The sequence below is a fragment of the Paenibacillus sp. 1A_MP2 genome, assembly GCF_052244825.1.
GTDB classification, from domain to species: Bacteria; Bacillota; Bacilli; order Paenibacillales; family Paenibacillaceae; genus Paenibacillus; species Paenibacillus vandeheii.
In genome coordinates this window covers 5,311,101-5,327,328 of sequence record NZ_JBQQCS010000001.1, presented here as the reverse complement: position 1 = coordinate 5,327,328, position 16,228 = coordinate 5,311,101, and the positions used below count along the sequence as shown (strand labels likewise).

General features: G+C 45.3%; 11 protein-coding genes and 4 pseudogenes. 8 read left to right on the top strand and 7 right to left on the bottom strand.

The genetic code is table 11. The annotated features are described in order from the left end of the window. From ACTWJ7_RS25900 to ACTWJ7_RS25885, 4 genes and pseudogenes are all read right to left on the bottom strand, one after another. Positions 1–978 (bottom strand): alpha/beta fold hydrolase, encoded by a 978-nt coding sequence (locus ACTWJ7_RS25900; RefSeq protein ID WP_079346261.1) that lies wholly within the window; start codon positions 976–978, stop codon positions 1–3. Between the two features lie 87 nt (positions 979–1,065). Further along, on the bottom strand, positions 1,066–2,043 hold the full coding sequence (locus ACTWJ7_RS25895) for a type I phosphomannose isomerase catalytic subunit (RefSeq protein ID WP_301881570.1): 978 nt from the start codon (positions 2,041–2,043) through the stop codon (positions 1,066–1,068). A 185-nt stretch (positions 2,044–2,228) separates the two neighbouring features. Further along, a complete protein-coding gene (locus ACTWJ7_RS25890; RefSeq protein ID WP_079346257.1) occupies positions 2,229–2,813 on the bottom strand; it encodes a class I SAM-dependent methyltransferase in 585 nt (194 codons plus the stop codon). 9 nt (positions 2,814–2,822) lie between these two features. Then, positions 2,823–3,767: pseudogene (locus ACTWJ7_RS25885) on the bottom strand (TIGR01212 family radical SAM protein); the annotation flags it as partial. 271 nt (positions 3,768–4,038) lie between these two features. Here ACTWJ7_RS25885 and ACTWJ7_RS25880 point away from each other — a divergent pair. Then, positions 4,039–4,227: a hypothetical protein gene (locus ACTWJ7_RS25880; protein WP_024628298.1), complete on the top strand. Its 189-nt coding sequence runs from the start codon at positions 4,039–4,041 to the stop codon at positions 4,225–4,227. Positions 4,228–4,377: 150 nt separating this feature from the next. Continuing rightward, positions 4,378–5,127: a tRNA (guanosine(46)-N7)-methyltransferase TrmB gene (trmB, locus tag ACTWJ7_RS25875; RefSeq protein WP_024628299.1), complete on the top strand. Its 750-nt coding sequence runs from the start codon at positions 4,378–4,380 to the stop codon at positions 5,125–5,127. Between the two features lie 115 nt (positions 5,128–5,242). Here the strand turns inward: trmB and ACTWJ7_RS25870 are convergent, their stop codons facing one another. After that, complete coding sequence (locus ACTWJ7_RS25870) at positions 5,243–7,489, bottom strand: AraC family transcriptional regulator (RefSeq protein WP_301881567.1); 2,247 nt, start codon at positions 7,487–7,489, stop codon at positions 5,243–5,245. Between the two features lie 401 nt (positions 7,490–7,890). Between ACTWJ7_RS25870 and ACTWJ7_RS25865 the strand changes: the two are divergent. The 3 genes and pseudogenes from ACTWJ7_RS25865 to ACTWJ7_RS25855 all read left to right on the top strand — a co-directional run bounded on the left by ACTWJ7_RS25865 (position 7,891) and on the right by ACTWJ7_RS25855 (position 11,380). After that, positions 7,891–8,795 (top strand): annotated as a pseudogene (locus ACTWJ7_RS25865) (ABC transporter permease). Positions 8,796–8,825: 30 nt separating this feature from the next. After that, a pseudogene (locus ACTWJ7_RS25860) lies at positions 8,826–9,724 on the top strand (carbohydrate ABC transporter permease). Positions 9,725–9,826: 102 nt separating this feature from the next. Then, the gene (locus tag ACTWJ7_RS25855; protein WP_443145984.1) at positions 9,827–11,380 is read left to right on the top strand and encodes an ABC transporter substrate-binding protein; all 1,554 of its coding nucleotides are present in this window, start codon (positions 9,827–9,829) and stop codon (positions 11,378–11,380) included. 82 nt (positions 11,381–11,462) lie between these two features. Here the strand turns inward: ACTWJ7_RS25855 and ACTWJ7_RS25850 are convergent. Further along, positions 11,463–12,605 (bottom strand): annotated as a pseudogene (locus tag ACTWJ7_RS25850) (MGDG synthase family glycosyltransferase); the annotation flags it as partial. Between the two features lie 55 nt (positions 12,606–12,660). Next, on the bottom strand, positions 12,661–13,188 hold the full coding sequence (locus ACTWJ7_RS25845) for a phosphatase PAP2 family protein (RefSeq protein WP_024628307.1): 528 nt from the start codon (positions 13,186–13,188) through the stop codon (positions 12,661–12,663). A 713-nt stretch (positions 13,189–13,901) separates the two neighbouring features. Between ACTWJ7_RS25845 and ACTWJ7_RS25840 the strand changes: the two genes are divergently transcribed. From ACTWJ7_RS25840 to rpmI, 3 genes are all read left to right on the top strand, one after another. Next, complete coding sequence (locus ACTWJ7_RS25840) at positions 13,902–15,140, top strand: glycosyltransferase family 2 protein (protein WP_443145983.1); 1,239 nt, start codon at positions 13,902–13,904, stop codon at positions 15,138–15,140. A 312-nt stretch (positions 15,141–15,452) separates the two neighbouring features. After that, positions 15,453–15,947, top strand: a complete 495-nt coding sequence (gene infC, locus ACTWJ7_RS25835; RefSeq protein WP_024628309.1) for a translation initiation factor IF-3 — start codon at positions 15,453–15,455, stop codon at positions 15,945–15,947. A 24-nt stretch (positions 15,948–15,971) separates the two neighbouring features. Continuing rightward, on the top strand, positions 15,972–16,175 hold the full coding sequence (rpmI, locus tag ACTWJ7_RS25830; protein WP_017689665.1) for a 50S ribosomal protein L35: 204 nt from the start codon (positions 15,972–15,974) through the stop codon (positions 16,173–16,175). Positions 16,176–16,228 lie beyond the last annotated feature (53 nt).

Genomic DNA, 16,228 nt, shown 5'->3' with positions numbered 1-16,228 from the left:
TTAGATAGGATCGGCTTTCTCGGCATTTGTTGTAGAATGATGGGGACTCTGTTCAGGCATATGCCTTTCAAGCCACTGCACGACATGTTGGGCTACTTCAGTCCGATTCGTCTCGTGCAGCATTTCGTGGCGTCCACCTGGATAAAGGCGGTATTCGACATCTTCTAGCTGAAGCTCCCGATATTGGGAGACCAGGTTAAGCACTCCTTTACCATGAAGGCCAACTGGATCTTGTTCACCCGAGAAGAGATATACAGATTTATCCTTGGGAATACGTTTCATGTTGCTTGGCAAGTGAATGTCCAGCAGCAGTTTGAAAAAGTCGCGGAAAAACCCTGCGGAGCAGACGGCTCCACACAAAGGGTCATCGATGAATCGCTTGACCTCTTCAGAGTCCCGAGACAGCCAATCAAACGGTGTTGTTGCCGGACGGAAAGAGCGGTTAAAACCACCAAATACGAGCGCATTGAGCAGCATACTTGGATGACTAGCCCCTTGAACGCTACATTGCAAAAGGGCCAATCTCTCTCCAATCCGAAGCAGACCACGTTTGCCATTGGTACCGGACAAAATAAATGCATGGTAACGCTCGTGGCCAGCATACATGAGATGCTGTACCAAAAACGACCCCATGCTATGCCCCATTAGAAAGAGGGGCACATCAGGGTTTTCTTTGGCGGCAACTTCGCCCAGATTCATCATGTCACTCGCCATCCATCGGAAAGCATCGGTGCCGGCATTGCCCAACAAATTCAAATTTTCTACCGTTTTGCCATGACCACGATGATCATTCGCGTACACAGCGAAGCCGTGAGAGGTGAGTTGTTGGGCAAATTCAGCATATCGGGCAGCGGTTTCGCTCATGCCATGTGCAATCTGGACCACACCTTTAACGTTGCACTCCGAATCGGGAAGCCAGCGGTACACATGAATACGGGTACCTTCATCGCCAACCAGGCTAAAGGCAGATTCCTGCATCTCGTGTAAAACCTCCTTCACAGGTCACATTAAAGCCAATTCAGTTCAAGGAAATAACCTTGAATAGAAGATATTTAATTATTTGGATTAAGGCAAATAAGAGCGAAGAACAGTGGTGTTGCCATCCAGCGTATAGGAACCCAGGTTGGCAGGCAGTAAGTAGCATTGTCCTGCTTTCAGTTCAATCTTATCTGATTCTGCGTTATCCCACTCCAGCGTTCCACTACCTTCACAGACTACAAGAATAGTGAAGCTTTCCGCACTTGTAGAGAGCTCCCAACGTTCTGTGACAATCCCTTTTTCCACTACAAAATAAGGGCATTCCGCAAGTTTCAGCCACTCTCCTGGAGTCGCGTCGTTGGTTTTCATCGTTGTGGCACCAGCGCCCTCATAAGCTGTTACATTCAGTGAATCCTCAACATGCAGCTCACGCGGTTTGCCATCCAGGCCCGGACGATTGTAATCGTAAATCCGATAGGTTGTATCCGAGTTTTGCTGGATCTCAGCAACAACGACACCTGCACAGAGAGCATGTACCGTTCCAGCAGGGATAAAGAATGTATCTCCAGCTTCAACAGGAACCTGACGAAGGGTATCCATCACTGTACCGTTCTCCAGCGCTTCCTTCAGTACCGCACGATCAACGCCTTCATTCAAGCCATAAATGATGTGTGCTCCCGGTTTGGCGTCCAGCACATACCACATCTCCGTTTTGCCAAGTTCGCCGGGAGGCAGAGCTTCGTAATCATCTGTTGGATGAACTTGTACTGACAGATCGTCGTTGCAGTCAAGCAGTTTGATCAGAAGGGGGAAACGTCCGCCCTTTTCCGATACACCTTTGGTTCCAAGCCATGCTGTGCCCAGTTGTTCACGAACTTCATCAAGGCCTTTTCCGGCAAGTGCTCCATTTAGTACTTTGGTTGTACCATTAGGATGATCTGCGATCATCCAGCCTTCTCCAATATGTCCTTCAGGCGGCGTCAGGCCGAATTGCTCCAGCGCACGGCCTCCCCATACACGTTCTTTGAACTCTGGTTGAAATTGCAGTGGGTATGGCGTAGACATTCCTAATCTCTCCTCTAGTATATGAAATGGTGGATCGCTTTAATCAATCATGACCGCGTAGCTGGCATGAATGTAACAGTGAATACGGTTGCACGTCTTTATGTAGAACACAAATCGCATAAATCCATCCAAGATTACTTTGTTGCGATTGTGTCTAGTTTATTGTATTTGTGGAGTAAAGGAAATTATTTTTTCTCAATGCCAATCAAAAAAGGGGAAGCCTTACGCTGCAATTGGCGATAGATGACTACCTGTGCCTGCTCTACAGGCAGAGCAGAGGACCATTCCATTACCGCATCTGCTTCCTCTGATCCTCCATCATGACCTGGATACAGCACAACAGTAATAATGCCCCGCGGACGGAGCAATTCCAGGGCGGACTGGAGTGCGGCAATGGTACTGTCTGTTTTCGTGATAATGGTGGAGTCTGCACCTTCCGAAGGCAGGTACCCCAAGTTGAATATGACAGCACCAACATTACCCTGCCATGTATCAGGAACGGCTTCAGCCATTCGATCATGGCTTAGTTGAAGCAGGGAGATAGAGCCTAGTTGAGTACTGTCCTCTTGTTTGCGAATACGGCCTTGTGCCAGGGTAAGTGCCTCGCTCTGAATATCGAAACCAATGACTTGACCACGTTTACCCACTTTTTGAGCCAGAAACAGAGTATCCGCCCCTGTGCCTACCGTTGCATCAATGGCTAATTCTCCAGGTTGTAGACGGGAAGAAATCCACTGATGAGCACAGCTTAAAACCGAAAGAAAGCCCATCTTACGCCCCCTCCAGTATTTTCCTTGCCATGAATCCCGCTCACGCAGTTCACGATCAATGGAATTCAATACTTCCCATTTGTTCATGGACCACATCGGTCCTATCAGCAAATCACGCGGTGCATCCCCTGTAAGGCGGTGTACAATCATTTCGGGTGGCAGCATCTCCAGCGTATCGACGATCAGTTTAATATACTCGTCCTGCTCCAGGAAACGAAGAAGCCCGGCTTCATACTGCTTTACCATTGGCGTTTTGCGCATCAGATGAAGCAGATGAATCTTAATCCCCTGCACATCCATATTGGCAACAGCCCGTCCGGTATCCAGCATCATTTCATGGGTTTCCTGCGGCAGTCCATAGATGATATGTGTACACACCCGAATATTCCGTTTGCGCAGCTTCGCAACGGCTTCCTCATAACATTGAGTATCATGAGCACGATTAATTAGGGTTGACGTGGACTCGTGAATCGTTTGCAGCCCCATCTCAACCCATAGGTAAGTGCGTTCATTCAATTCAGCCAAGTAATCAACGACGTCATCCGGTAAACAGTCAGGGCGAGTGGCAATGGATAGACCGACTACGCCAGGCTGTTTCAAAATTTCTTCAAAGTATTCACGCAGTTCCTCAACAGGAGCGTAGGTGTTGGTATAGGCTTGAAAATAGCCAATGTATTGGGCTGTAGGCCATTTCAGATGCTGTTTATCCCGAATGGTATTAAATTGGGTGACCAAATCATCTCGTCTGCTACCGGCGAAATCACCCGATCCACGAGCGCTGCAAAATGTACAACCACCCTTGGCGATGGAACCATCTCGGTTTGGGCAGGTGAAACCGGCATCCAGCATCACTTTGAAAACCTTATTGTTAAACTCGTCTCTCATTTCGTAATTCCATGTATGGAATCGTTTATCTCCCCATAGAAGAGGAGGTTGTAGTGAAGGTGCATTCATCTTCAGGGTACTCCTTTGGCTTACCTAATGGCTTGCTTATTATATACCTAATTCGACTCTTTTTGAACTTTTACCATTGTATCAAAAAACTCAAAAAAAGGGGAATCTAGTCGCAAAAATAGGCCGAAGAAACGTGGTTTTATCCTTGCTATAGTTTACACATTATGTTATATTTAAACCAACGTCAGACACCATCTAATGGGTACTATTCATCATAGCATTTGAATCAATGTTGACGTCATGGACCATACTATACCGTGAGGTGATATGAATGAATTCCCAAGTCAAAAATAATGTTTCTGTAGAACTGACGGCAGAAGAAGCTCTGGCTTTGACAGGTGTTCGTTTCAATGGCAATCCGAAAGTGAAAGCGGCTGCAAGACAAAAAGTTCGTGATGCTTTCGAAAAGACATTTGATTTTTCACACCAAGATAAGGTAGACTATGAACTATTAAAGTAGTTGGACCCCAATTCCAAATAAATCGAAGAGGGAATCTTTGAGATTTGCCCAAAGTGGCAGATCCGAAGATTCCTTTTCATTGCTCTTTACAATTCGCCGGTTCTTCGGCAAAATGATTCTGAGACAAGTATGGATAAACGGAGGAATAAGATGCGTTTACGTGGCAGAAAAGGGATTCGTGAAAATCTGGAGCAACAAGTCGATCTCGTTGTTCTTGATCCCAAACAGTACAAAGGAAAATGGTCTGAACTGTTTGGTAATGACCATCCGATTTTTGTGGAATTTGGTATGGGTAAAGGTCAATTTATCAGCCAAATGAGTTATAAATATCCGGAATATAATTTTATCGGTATTGATATGTATGATGAACTGGTGCGTCGTGCCAGCGAGAAGGCTCGGAAAGCATGGAGTCAGGCGGAAGTGGAGACACCTCCCAACCTGAAGCTCGCCCTGGCCAATATCGAACAGATCGAGGAAGTATTCGAAGAGGCGGAGTTGGAACGGATTTATCTGAACTTCAGCGATCCATGGCCAAAAGCCAAGCATGCACGTCGCCGTTTGACACATCCGCGCTTCCTCAAGAAATACACAGAACTGCTTAACACAAAAGGACAAATCCATTTCAAAACAGATTCGGAGACATTGTTTGATTTCTCTCTCAATGCGATTGCCGATTTTGGTTTGCAAATGACCAATTTGTCCCTGAATCTGCACCGCGATGGATTAAATGAAGAGCATGTCATGACAGAGTATGAGCAGAAATTCATGGGCAAAGGCATGAACATTCACCGGGTTGAAGTCATCGTTGGTGAAGAGGCATTGCGCGAGTATCAACAAATCCGTTTGGACAAGTATAAAGTTCGGGAAGCTACGGACGAGTCTGGCGAAGATCAAGAGTAATATATTATAAAAAAGCGTGATATGGATCTGGCTACCAGACTCTCATATCACGCTTTTTTGCTATTTTGATCGAACTAGCCTCATGAAAAGCTGGTGGTTCTTTGGTTTACTGCTACTAAAGCTCCGAATGAAGATCCTTGCGGCGATAATCGTTGGGAGTAACCCCGTTGAATTTCTTAAACATCCGATAGAAATAAGAACTGTTGGTGAATCCGGTTTGCTCGGCGATATCAGCCACAGAGTTTTCCGTTTCAATGAGCAGATATTGCGCTTTGGCTATGCGGGTTTCGTTAATGACATCAGTGAGTCCTTTTAACGTTAGTTGTTTATAGAGTCTGCTGACATATATGGGTGACATGGATAGTTCATCCGCAATTGAGGTCAGACAAAGATTGGTGTCCGCGTAATCTCGTTCAATAATGCAGTTGATTTTGCGAATGAGTTCTTCATGTTTGAGCGTTCGCTTTTCCTCTACCTTGGATCCAAGCTCGTCGAACATGCGATAGAAGTGTGCGTGAACTTCGCTGAGATCCTCTGCATCATGAATCGGCAGCATCGAACGGTCGGATATGGATTCAAGTGTGAGCTGGTTGTTCTTTTTGAGTGTGTTTCGTACATGATTCAGAGTCATGGTCAGATGAGACAGAGCAAGCTGAAATACGGTAAACGGATAGGTTGCCGTTTCACTCACGATATCTGCATAGACCTGCTTGGCTTCTCCTGTTTTGCCTGTCATCAGGCAATCAATCAGCTGTCTTTCTTTTCCAACAGGGAAAGCATACTCTTTGACATCATACGCCATAATGTCCGACGTATAGATCAGGCATCCAGGACCCATGAACAAACGGTGAAGCGAAGCCTCTGCCGATCGGGTGTAAGAAGCAATACTGTTTTCCAGTGAATCTTCCGCAGTTCCGATGGTAAAAGAAATGGAGCATCTCAGATGTGTCATCACGGCAGCCTGCATCATGCGCAGTAGCTCCTCAATGGAGCCTTGGTCATTATCAGCTTCATTCTGAATTTTGTCATTAAAGATAAGGGTGATCAGATCTCCTCCCATATCCACCGCTTCGGTGTGATAGTTGAGATCAGCCGTTTCGGTGCAAATGTTCATCATCGCGTATTTTACAAGTTGGACTTCATCCCTGTAGGTATCACTGAAGTCGGTAAAATGATCAATTCGCAGTAGTACCAGTCTGGTTAGACGATGAACATCAACAGCAGAGCCGTAGAACTTCATTCGTTCCTCCAGCATGCCTCCCGTTACCGTTTCCCGCCCTTGCAAAGCCCCGCGCAAAAAATCCTGTCGCAAAAGATGCAGACTGCCGCGACGCTCCGCTTCCATCACACGCATACGGACAAGCACTTTATCGATGGGATGATATAGCTTCCGTGAAACGAGGTAGGATAGCAGCACTCCCGCAATTAATAGCCCAAGACAAAAAAGAACGGTATGTGTTCGCATATGACGAATATCTGTAGTAATCAGGTCATAGGGCGTGATTCGTACATACCGCCATCCAAGGTTGTCAGGAGCGGTGTAGGTAATGAGAGACTTCTCTCCATCAACCTCTGCGGTAAAGTAGGCGGACTGCTCCGTATTTTGCAGGATTGGCTGTATAAATGTTTCATTGGACAGGTCTTTCATCAACGCCCGATCACTGAAATCGGACAATAACTGTCCCTGTTCATTGATAATAAACGTTTTCCCTGGCTGATCGACTGAGTTCATATTAGGACTGAGCCAATCGTCCTTGATATTTACAACAACCGCATAATTCAGTGTGGCATTGTCATTGATCGTGTCATAACAGAGGTATGTATAGCTGCTGACCTGAGTTTCCTCGGTCGAGCCCACTTGGTATGTACGCGGAATGGGGACAAAAGGTTTGTAATCATGGAACCGGTCGAGGATGCTTGTAATCCCTTTATCGTCAATTTCCGAGATGGACTGTTGTCCATTGCGAACTTCATTGGAACTGATAAAGAACTCATCATTTTTGGAATTATATACATAGATGGATTCGATAAAAGGGAGGGACATGCGATAGTTGTCGAGTTGTTCCATCGCTGGCGTAATTTCATAGATACTCGGATTCGAATACAGCAGCAGAGCAGAGATGGTGTAATCTTGATAAATCTGATAAGACAGTGATTTGGCGGTTTCGGTCATCTTGGAGACTTCGCGACTGGTCTGGGTGAGACCATTCATATCTGTGTGGTAGACCTGACGAAGGGCAATACGATTATAGTTGACGTACAAAATGGTAGAAGCCACAAGCAAGGTGGCAACGGTGCTAACAATAATGCCGATGAGAATCCGTGCAAACACCTTCTGGCTGTCCTCTGAACGTTTACGCATGACCTTTCCTCCCGTGGACCTCCAGTTTTGGATGAACAAAGTTAGACTTCATAACGAAGGATAAGATTTCATATGTGGGCGTAGTGAATCACGGATGTATCTAGAATTATATATTATGTATGCGTTTACATCAACGACAGACGGCATGCTATGCCCGATTTCCTTAGCTAAAGTTCAACTTTCGCTGTATTGTTCACTAGGTTCAACCTATGCACGATATCAACTTTTGTGAACGCTCAGACATTCATTTCAGTGTTCGTTCATATTGTTCATATTCCATTTCGCAGAATCGTTCATGATCCGGCCGAATGATTCAGTATCCGGTAGCGCTTAAGGCATCTACAATAAAAACAGAGCTCCACTGCGCGCCGCGCCGTAAGAAATTCGGGAGGGATCGAGCCATGCTCAAAGAATTGAACAAAAACAAAATCATGTTCCTGATGCTGCTGCCTACACTGATCTTTTTTCTGATTAACTCGTATTTTCCGATGGTCGGCATCTATTATGCGTTTACCCGTTATGATTTTGAAGGTGGTTTGTTCGGCAGTCCATTTGTGGGCCTGGAGAACTTCAAGTTTCTGTGGCAATCAGGAATGCTGCTGAAGCTGACAACCAACACCGTGGGGTACAATCTGGCCTTCATTATATTGGGAAACGGGCTAGCGATCTTCTGTGCGATTTTACTCAGTGAAATTCGGGGGAAAGTGTTTAAAAAAATATCGCAGTCGGTCATGTTTTTACCGTATTTCATCTCGTTTGTACTATTAAGTGTAATCGCTTACAACATGTTTAACTATGAATCCGGTTTTGTGAACACTGTACTCAAACGTTTTGAAGCAGGTCCAATCGATATTTACAACACACCCTGGATCTGGGTGTTTCTGATCATCATTTTTTATCTTTGGAAAAATCTCGGGTACAGCATGGTCATCTACCTTGCAGCCATTACAGGCATCAGCGATGAGTATTACGAGGCGGCTCGCATTGACGGAGCTAACATCTTTCAGCGCATTTGGTACATCACCGTACCGATGCTAAAACCGACCTTTGTTATCCTGTTGTTATTCTCGCTTGGGAGCATTATGAAGGGGCAGTTTGATCTCTTTACCAACTCATTGGAAATAACGGGGTCTTATATAACGCTACAGACATTATCGATACGTATGTGTACCGTTCCTTGAAAGTAACGTTTGATATCGGAATGGCTACCGCGGCGGGTCTGTATCAATCGCTGTTTGGTTTTATCCTGATCATGACCGTGAACTATATCATCCGCAAAGTCAATGAGGACTACGCCTTGTTCTAGGACGCCCGCAGGGCAGAAGGGAGAACCACCATGCATACTCGTGCCAGAGATTCCGAATTCACCTTGTTGTTTCAAGTCATCGCTTACAGCGTGATCCTGATCCTTTCCTTAATCTGTATCGTGCCATTTCTTTTGATTTTATCCGGCTCCTTCAGCAGCAATGAATCCATTGTGAGAGATGGTTATCACCTCTTTCCCACCGATTTTTCCCTGGAAGGTTACAAGATGGTGTTCAAATTTCCGACCCAGGTGCTCAAAGCCTATGGCGTGACGGTCTTTACAACTGTTGTGGGTACGGCCCTTGGACTGTTTCTCATTACGATGGCGGGATTTGTACTGCAGCGCAAAGATTTCAAATACCGGAACGCCTTCTCGCTTTTCATCTACTTCACAACCCTCTTTGGTGGGGATTGGTACCTTGGTACATCATGCTGGCAAACTATTTCAATCTTACGGATACGTACACGGTGTTGATTTTTCCGGGACTGATGACACCATTTCTCATTATCCTGATGAAAAACTTCATTCGTTCAGCCGTTCCGGATGAGCTGATTGAGTCAGCCAAAATCGATGGGGCGAATGACTTCCGTATTTATTTTAGCGTAGTGCTGAAACTGGCGATGCCCGGCATTGCCACTGTGGGGTTATTTCTGGCACTGGGATACTGGAATGACTGGTTCACATCATCCTTGTTCATTAACAACCCAGACATGTACCAGCTGCAATTCTACTTGTATAACACGATGAACACGATTACCTTCATTGACCAGATGGCCATTGGTACCGGCATAACACTCAGCCAGGATGTACCTACCGAATCGACGAAAATGGCCATGGCTATTGTGGTTACTGGCCCCATCTTGTTCCTGTATCCATTTGTGCAGCGCTACTTTGTTAAAGGGCTTACCATTGGTGCGGTAAAAGGTTAGAACGTGCACGCGCTGTGAGGGCAGATCGCTGAAATAGTTGTCTGCCTGTCTGAACCACGGCGAGTCTGCGCTAACATATAAGGTTGACCACAAAAAGGGAGGATGCGTATGCGTAACAAAACAATTCGGCACCTGTCGATGGTACTTGCCCTGATGCTGTTCGCCGGGGTGCTTGCCGCATGTAATAACGGTTCGGGGGGATCGACGCAAGGAAGTGAGCAGGGAGGCTCTTCTGAAAACAAAGGGGAGAAGGTAACGCTGCAATTTTATATGCTTGGTGACGCACCCAAGGATCTGCCTGTGATTGAGTCGGAAATTAACAAGCTGGCTGAGGCTGATCTGAACGTTAATGTAAAATTCAATTATACGTCCTGGACAGACTGGGATCAAAAATATAAACTGCTGCTGTCTTCCGGTCAACCAATTGACCTGATCTTTACAGCGGATTGGACGTTTTATCAGTCCTATGCAAAAAAAGGAGCATTCCTGCCGCTGGATGAACTGTTGCCTAAGGCAGCACCAACGCTTAAGGCTTATGTACCTGAGGATATGTGGAAAGCGGTAACAGTCAATGACAAGATCTATACGGTGCCCTCTACATGGACTGAGTATGTGACGGAGGGTATCGCGTACCGTGAGGATTTGCGTGAGAAGTACAATTTGCCCAAACCGGAATCTCTGGAGACCCTCGAAGCTTATCTGGAGGGAATCAAAGCCAATGAACCAAATATGATTCCAATCGCGGATAGCAATGCAAATCATACCCATGGTATTCGTCAATTGACATCCAAGCTGGTGAATACAGCAGGTCAGCTCCCTTATGGTCTGGACATTATGTACGATACACCATCCGATATCACTTCCTATTGGGGATCTGCACAGCATCTGGGAGATCTGAAAACGTACAAACGCTGGATGGACAAAGGCTTTTTCCCAAAAAACGTGCTGAATGTAAAGGATACGTCCAACTCCTTGCTGCAAAATGGCAAATCGGCTGTTGTTCTGTCGGGAGAGAACCCGAACAAATTTAATGCCGATGTGATTAAGGTCCAGTCCACTCACCCGGATTGGAAGCTCGGTTATTTCCCTTACCCGAATGCGAAAGGATTTGCACAACCTGTTCATCCGATTCATAATGGTTTCGCCATCCCACGCAGCAGCAAAAACCCGGAGAAAGCACTCGCATTCTATGAGAAACTGGTTACCGACAAACGTTATAATTGGCTGACCGAATATGGCGTAGAAGGTAAAAACTTTGAAGTACAGGACGGTTACTATAAAATGGTGGGCGATGCCCAGAGCAATGGATTTCCGCGTGAAGGCATGAATGGCTGGGCTTGGCGTAATCCGGAATTCATGCTCTATGATAAGAGCTTTGATGATGTGCTGGCTATTTTCAAAGAGCTGGACAAAATGAAAAAGCCGGATATTTACACCGGATTTGCTGAAGATTGGACGCCATACCAAGCCGAGAAGGCTGCCCTGGAGCAGGTAGAGAAGCAGTATCTGTACCCGCTAAATGTAGGGTTGGTGGACGATGTAGAAGCAGGGCTGAATACATTTATGGAAAAAGCCAAACAGGCAGGTCTTGAGAAGATCCAGAGTGAGTACACCAAACAGTGGCAGGATTACTTGAAGTCTGCTGGTATTCAATAGTTTGTACTTTTCTTCATATTAAAAAAGGTGCCTTCGATTCGAAGGCACCTTTACTGTGTACATACAGGCTTGTTTGAAGCCGTTACAGTCTGGCTTGGTCTGCCGAGTAGGGACGCAGGTCCAGAAGGTCGATAATACTCTGTGCGCTCTGCATCGGGTGATACTTGGCAATTTGCGCCATGTGGCGTTTGCGTTTACGAACAATCTCAGGATAGTTATGAAGCAGTTTGTTCATCCATTTTACAACAACGTCAAGCGAAGTAATGGACTCTCCCAAACCTCGTGCGGTGAAATACTGAACATTCTCTTCTTCCTGGCCTGGTATGGGATTATGGAACAACATCGGGATTCCCTTTGCCAAACCCTCGCTGCATGTCATTCCTCCCGGTTTGGTGATCAGGAGATCGGATACTTCCATTAATTTGTCCACCTCATTGGTGTACCCGATGATATGGATATTCTCTTTTTGATACAACGGATTTTGCTCCATGCTGATTCGGCTTTTGTCATTGCGCCCAAGGCAGAAAATAATCTGAACATCCGCATGCCAGCGTGTCAATAATTGGTTAACTACTTCATCGCTGAGCATTCCCCAGCCCCCGCCCATTACAAGCACAGTAGGCATGTTTTTCAAATTGAATTTACCACGGATTTCATCCCGTCCGGGATGTTCCCAGAAATTGGGGTGGATTGGGATGCCGGTAACCCGAATTTTGTCTAAAGATACACCACGCAGCATTAATTTGGACTTTACCTCGTCTGTAGAAACAAGATACAGGTCTACTTCTGGACTAATCCATGTCCCATGCGCGTCATAATCGGTGATGACTGTACAGAGTGGAACCTGTACCCCCAGACGTTTCAGTCTGGAAATGACGGCACTGGGAATAGGGTGTGTGCATACGATAACATTCGGACGAAGCTGACGCACAATACTGCGTGTATGGGTATAAAACAATTTATGCAGCGCGAGTGTGGTCAGCCGGTTTAAGGATTTTTTATATTGATGCCTGTATACATACCCGATGAGCTTGGGCTGATTAATGACCGTCTTTTTGTACGCTGTAATAATGAGTGGCGCAACTCTAGGGTTCAGAAAACTTCCCAACTCAAGCACTTTGGTCTGCACATTCGGCGAAAGTTTTCGCAAACTGCTGGACAGTGCATAAGCGGCTTGAGTATGACCTGCGCCAAAGCCTTCAGATAATAGTAATACTCTTTTTTCTCCACGCTTGCTTCACCTGTTCCTGCTAGGTTTTCCTTAGTCTAACATATTCACATTAAGTCCATAAAGCAACTGTTGCAAGTGCGACTAAAGTACCGATCGTAGCACCTGCAAGCACATCTGAGGGATAGTGCAATCCCAGGTAAATTCGAGAAAATCCGACAATTAATGCAACAGGGAGTAACATCAGCAACAGGAACGGCTCCATTGTCATAAAAGGGACCGTCACCGAGAATATGGCGGTAGTATGCCCTGAAGGGAACGAATGGTCCGTCAGGGGATTGCGGAACGTAATCGTATCCGGCAAGGCCAGATAAGGCCGAATGCGTGGATACAGCTTTTTGGCGATGGCTACGGGAATGTGACTAACCGCCAGAGCGATGCATGCCTGAAGTCCTGTTGTGCTCCAAGGAGCTGGAGCCAGAAGCCAGATCAGTAAGGATACTGCGATAGAAGAAGTTGCTCCTCCCAGATGGGTGAAATAATACAGCCAAAAATTCATAAATCGATTATGAAGTCGACCATTAATCCACATAAATACATTTCGATCATACTCTTGAAACTTTACGAATAAACGGCTCATATTGGCCTCCTGCCAGTCAGGCCCCGTGTTGGCGGCAGTATTTCCGGTAAATTGCTGTGTCCGGTTTCGTCCTGATTTAGTATATAACCGTTTTTCGTGAACTTGAGGTTATTTCAGGTATATGTTTATCATATTTTTAAATGTTGTCCTTTTCAAGAAGAACACATGTGAAGAAGGTAAAATTCATGTTAAAGAGTGGTTAAGAACCCAACTTAACTTTTTGACTTGGACGATCTAAAAAAGATACAATGATTCAACATGGCTGAAATGCGGTTAAAAAATTGTGAGTTTAAGACTGAACTTTTTGCGGTCTGTTTACGTTATTTGATATAGAGCCTCTGTCGATATGGATCAGCCTGATGAAAAAAGCAGGGACTTTAGAAATAAAAATCAAGTAAACGGCTGAAAATAAGATATAACAGGCATGAATGCGAGGTTGGAGTATCACAAAATGCCTATTCAGCGTTTAAAGTTCACATTTCTGCTTCAGGAAGTGGAATTGCGGTTTTGACAAATGGCTGAAAAGAATACAAAATCGATAAAGCAGCCAACTGGCAATCAACCATGCTTGAAACATTGTCTGAAATATTTGCGTAGTAAACAAAAGAACAGGGTCATATTCTGCGCGTCACAAAAAAATAAAAGTGCAGAATCCAGGAAGAGAAATGATGTAAAGTAATCTGGTTTTGAAAAAAAGGGGGTAACAGAGAACGATGTTGGACGCTATATTCGTCACGATGCAGGTCATTCTGGCACTGCTAGCCGTGTACCAATTCACGTTTTCGCTGTTCGGTCTGATTAAGAAAAAGAAAAAGAAACACTATCCGGCGACAAAGTCATTCGCTGTACTCGTCGCAGCGCACAATGAGGAACAAGTTATTGGTGCGTTGATGGAGAACTTGAAACAACTGGATTACCCGGAAGATATGTATGATGTGTTTGTCATTTGCGACAACTGTACTGATGGAACAGCTCAAATTGTAAGACAGCATGGACTGAATGCTTGTGTACGTACCAATGCTGATCTCAGAGGTAAAGGGTATGCCATCGAATGGATGCTTAAATACCTGTGGAAATTGCCACGTCAATATGATGCAGTCGTCATGTTTGACGCGGATAACCTCGTTGACCGTAACTTCTTGCTTGAGATGAACGACGACTTGTGCAATGGTTCGCGTGTTATTCAGGGATACATTGATACGAAAAATCCGGAGGATTCTTGGATCACTGCAGCATATGGTGTATCGTACTGGTACATCAACCGTCTGTGGCAGCTGTCCCGTCATAATTTGAATATGGCGAATTTCCTCGGAGGTACGGGGATGTGCTTCGAGACGAACTTGCTCAAGGAAATTGGCTGGGGCGCTACAAGTCTGGTTGAGGATCTGGAGTTTACAATGCGCAGTGTTCAACGTAATGTGTATCCTGTCTTTAACTACGATGCCAAAGTATTTGATGAGAAGCCGTTAACATTTAAGGCTTCCGCACGACAACGCCTTCGCTGGATGCAAGGTCACTTTACCGTCGCGCGTAGATATTTCTTCCCGCTGCTGTGGCAAAGTATCAAGGAAAGAAGCTTGGTGAAATTTGACCTTGCTGTGTATGGCGCAAACGTGTACGTTGTTTTGCTTACGTTCCTGATGACAGCTGTATTGTGGGTGGATACAGCGATATTCAGTGGTCCGCATATCGCAAACATATACGGGTACTTCCCGCTTTGGGTAGGATTCGTAGCGATTGGTCTGAACATCCTGACATTCCTGTTGTCCATGGCGCTGGAAAAGGTTACTTTTGCCAAAGTGTATCTGTACCTGATCTTGTTCCCGATTTACCTTCTTTCTTGGTATCCAATTACGTTCTACGTGTTCTTTACGCAGAACAACAAACAATGGAGCCATACCCAACATACACGTGTTGTACGTTTGGATGAGGTGCAGAGCAAGCAGGGATAATGAATTATTGACTTGGACGAAAGCCTCTCTGTAAAAAACATTGTAGATATGTTGACAATCGTTTTGCAGGATGTTATAGTATTCAAGTGCGTTAAATGAATAGCTATGGAATCACAAGTAGAAGTCCGACTTCTCACCTGATCAACAAACATGTTGGCTGGTCAACGATCCCAATAATTTATGAAGTGTTTACTCATGAAGAATTGTGTTGATTACAGGGATGTCGGTAGCTTAACCGGCATCCCTTTTATTTTTTTGTGTAACTGGATATTCAAAATGACCTGGAGGTGGACGGTTATTAGTAAAGATCACATGATTAATGATGAGATTCGGGCGAAGGAAGTACGCCTTGTCGGAGCTGAAGGAGAACAAATTGGGATCACGCCGATTCGGGAAGCACTGCAAATGGCGATTGACCTGAACTTGGACCTGGTCAATGTGGCACCACAGGCTAAACCGCCGGTATGCCGCATCATGGACTATGGCAAATTCCGCTATGAGCAACAAAAGAAAGACAAAGAAGCCCGTAAGAACCAGAAAATTGTTGATATTAAAGAAGTATGGTTCCGTTCCAATATTGAGGAGCATGATTATCAAACGAAGCTTCGTAATGTAGTTAAGTTCTTGAAAGAAGGCGACAAGGTAAAATGTTCCGTTCGTTACCGCGGACGTGAAATTGCGCATGCCGCTATTGGTCAACGGATTTTGGAGCGCGTTAAAGTGGAAGTTGCAGAACTCTGCACCATCGAACGTCAACCAAAATTGGAAGGCCGCAGTATGATCATGATTCTGGCTCCTAAAGCCTGATAACATTGAAGGAGGAAACACAAAATGCCTAAAATGAAAACACACAGCAGTTTGAAAGGACGCTTCAAAATTACCGGTTCCGGTAAAGTCCTGCGTTACAAAGCTCACAAAAACCACTTGCTTTCCCACAAATCAAAACGTGCTAAGCGCGTTCTGAACGGTAACCCAGTTATGGCTGCCGGGGACGTAAGACGTTTGAAACAAGGTTTGGCTAACTTGAAAGGCTAACTTGAAATAGTACATTCCGTATGGGGGATCGGCCTAGGCCGTACACATACCAC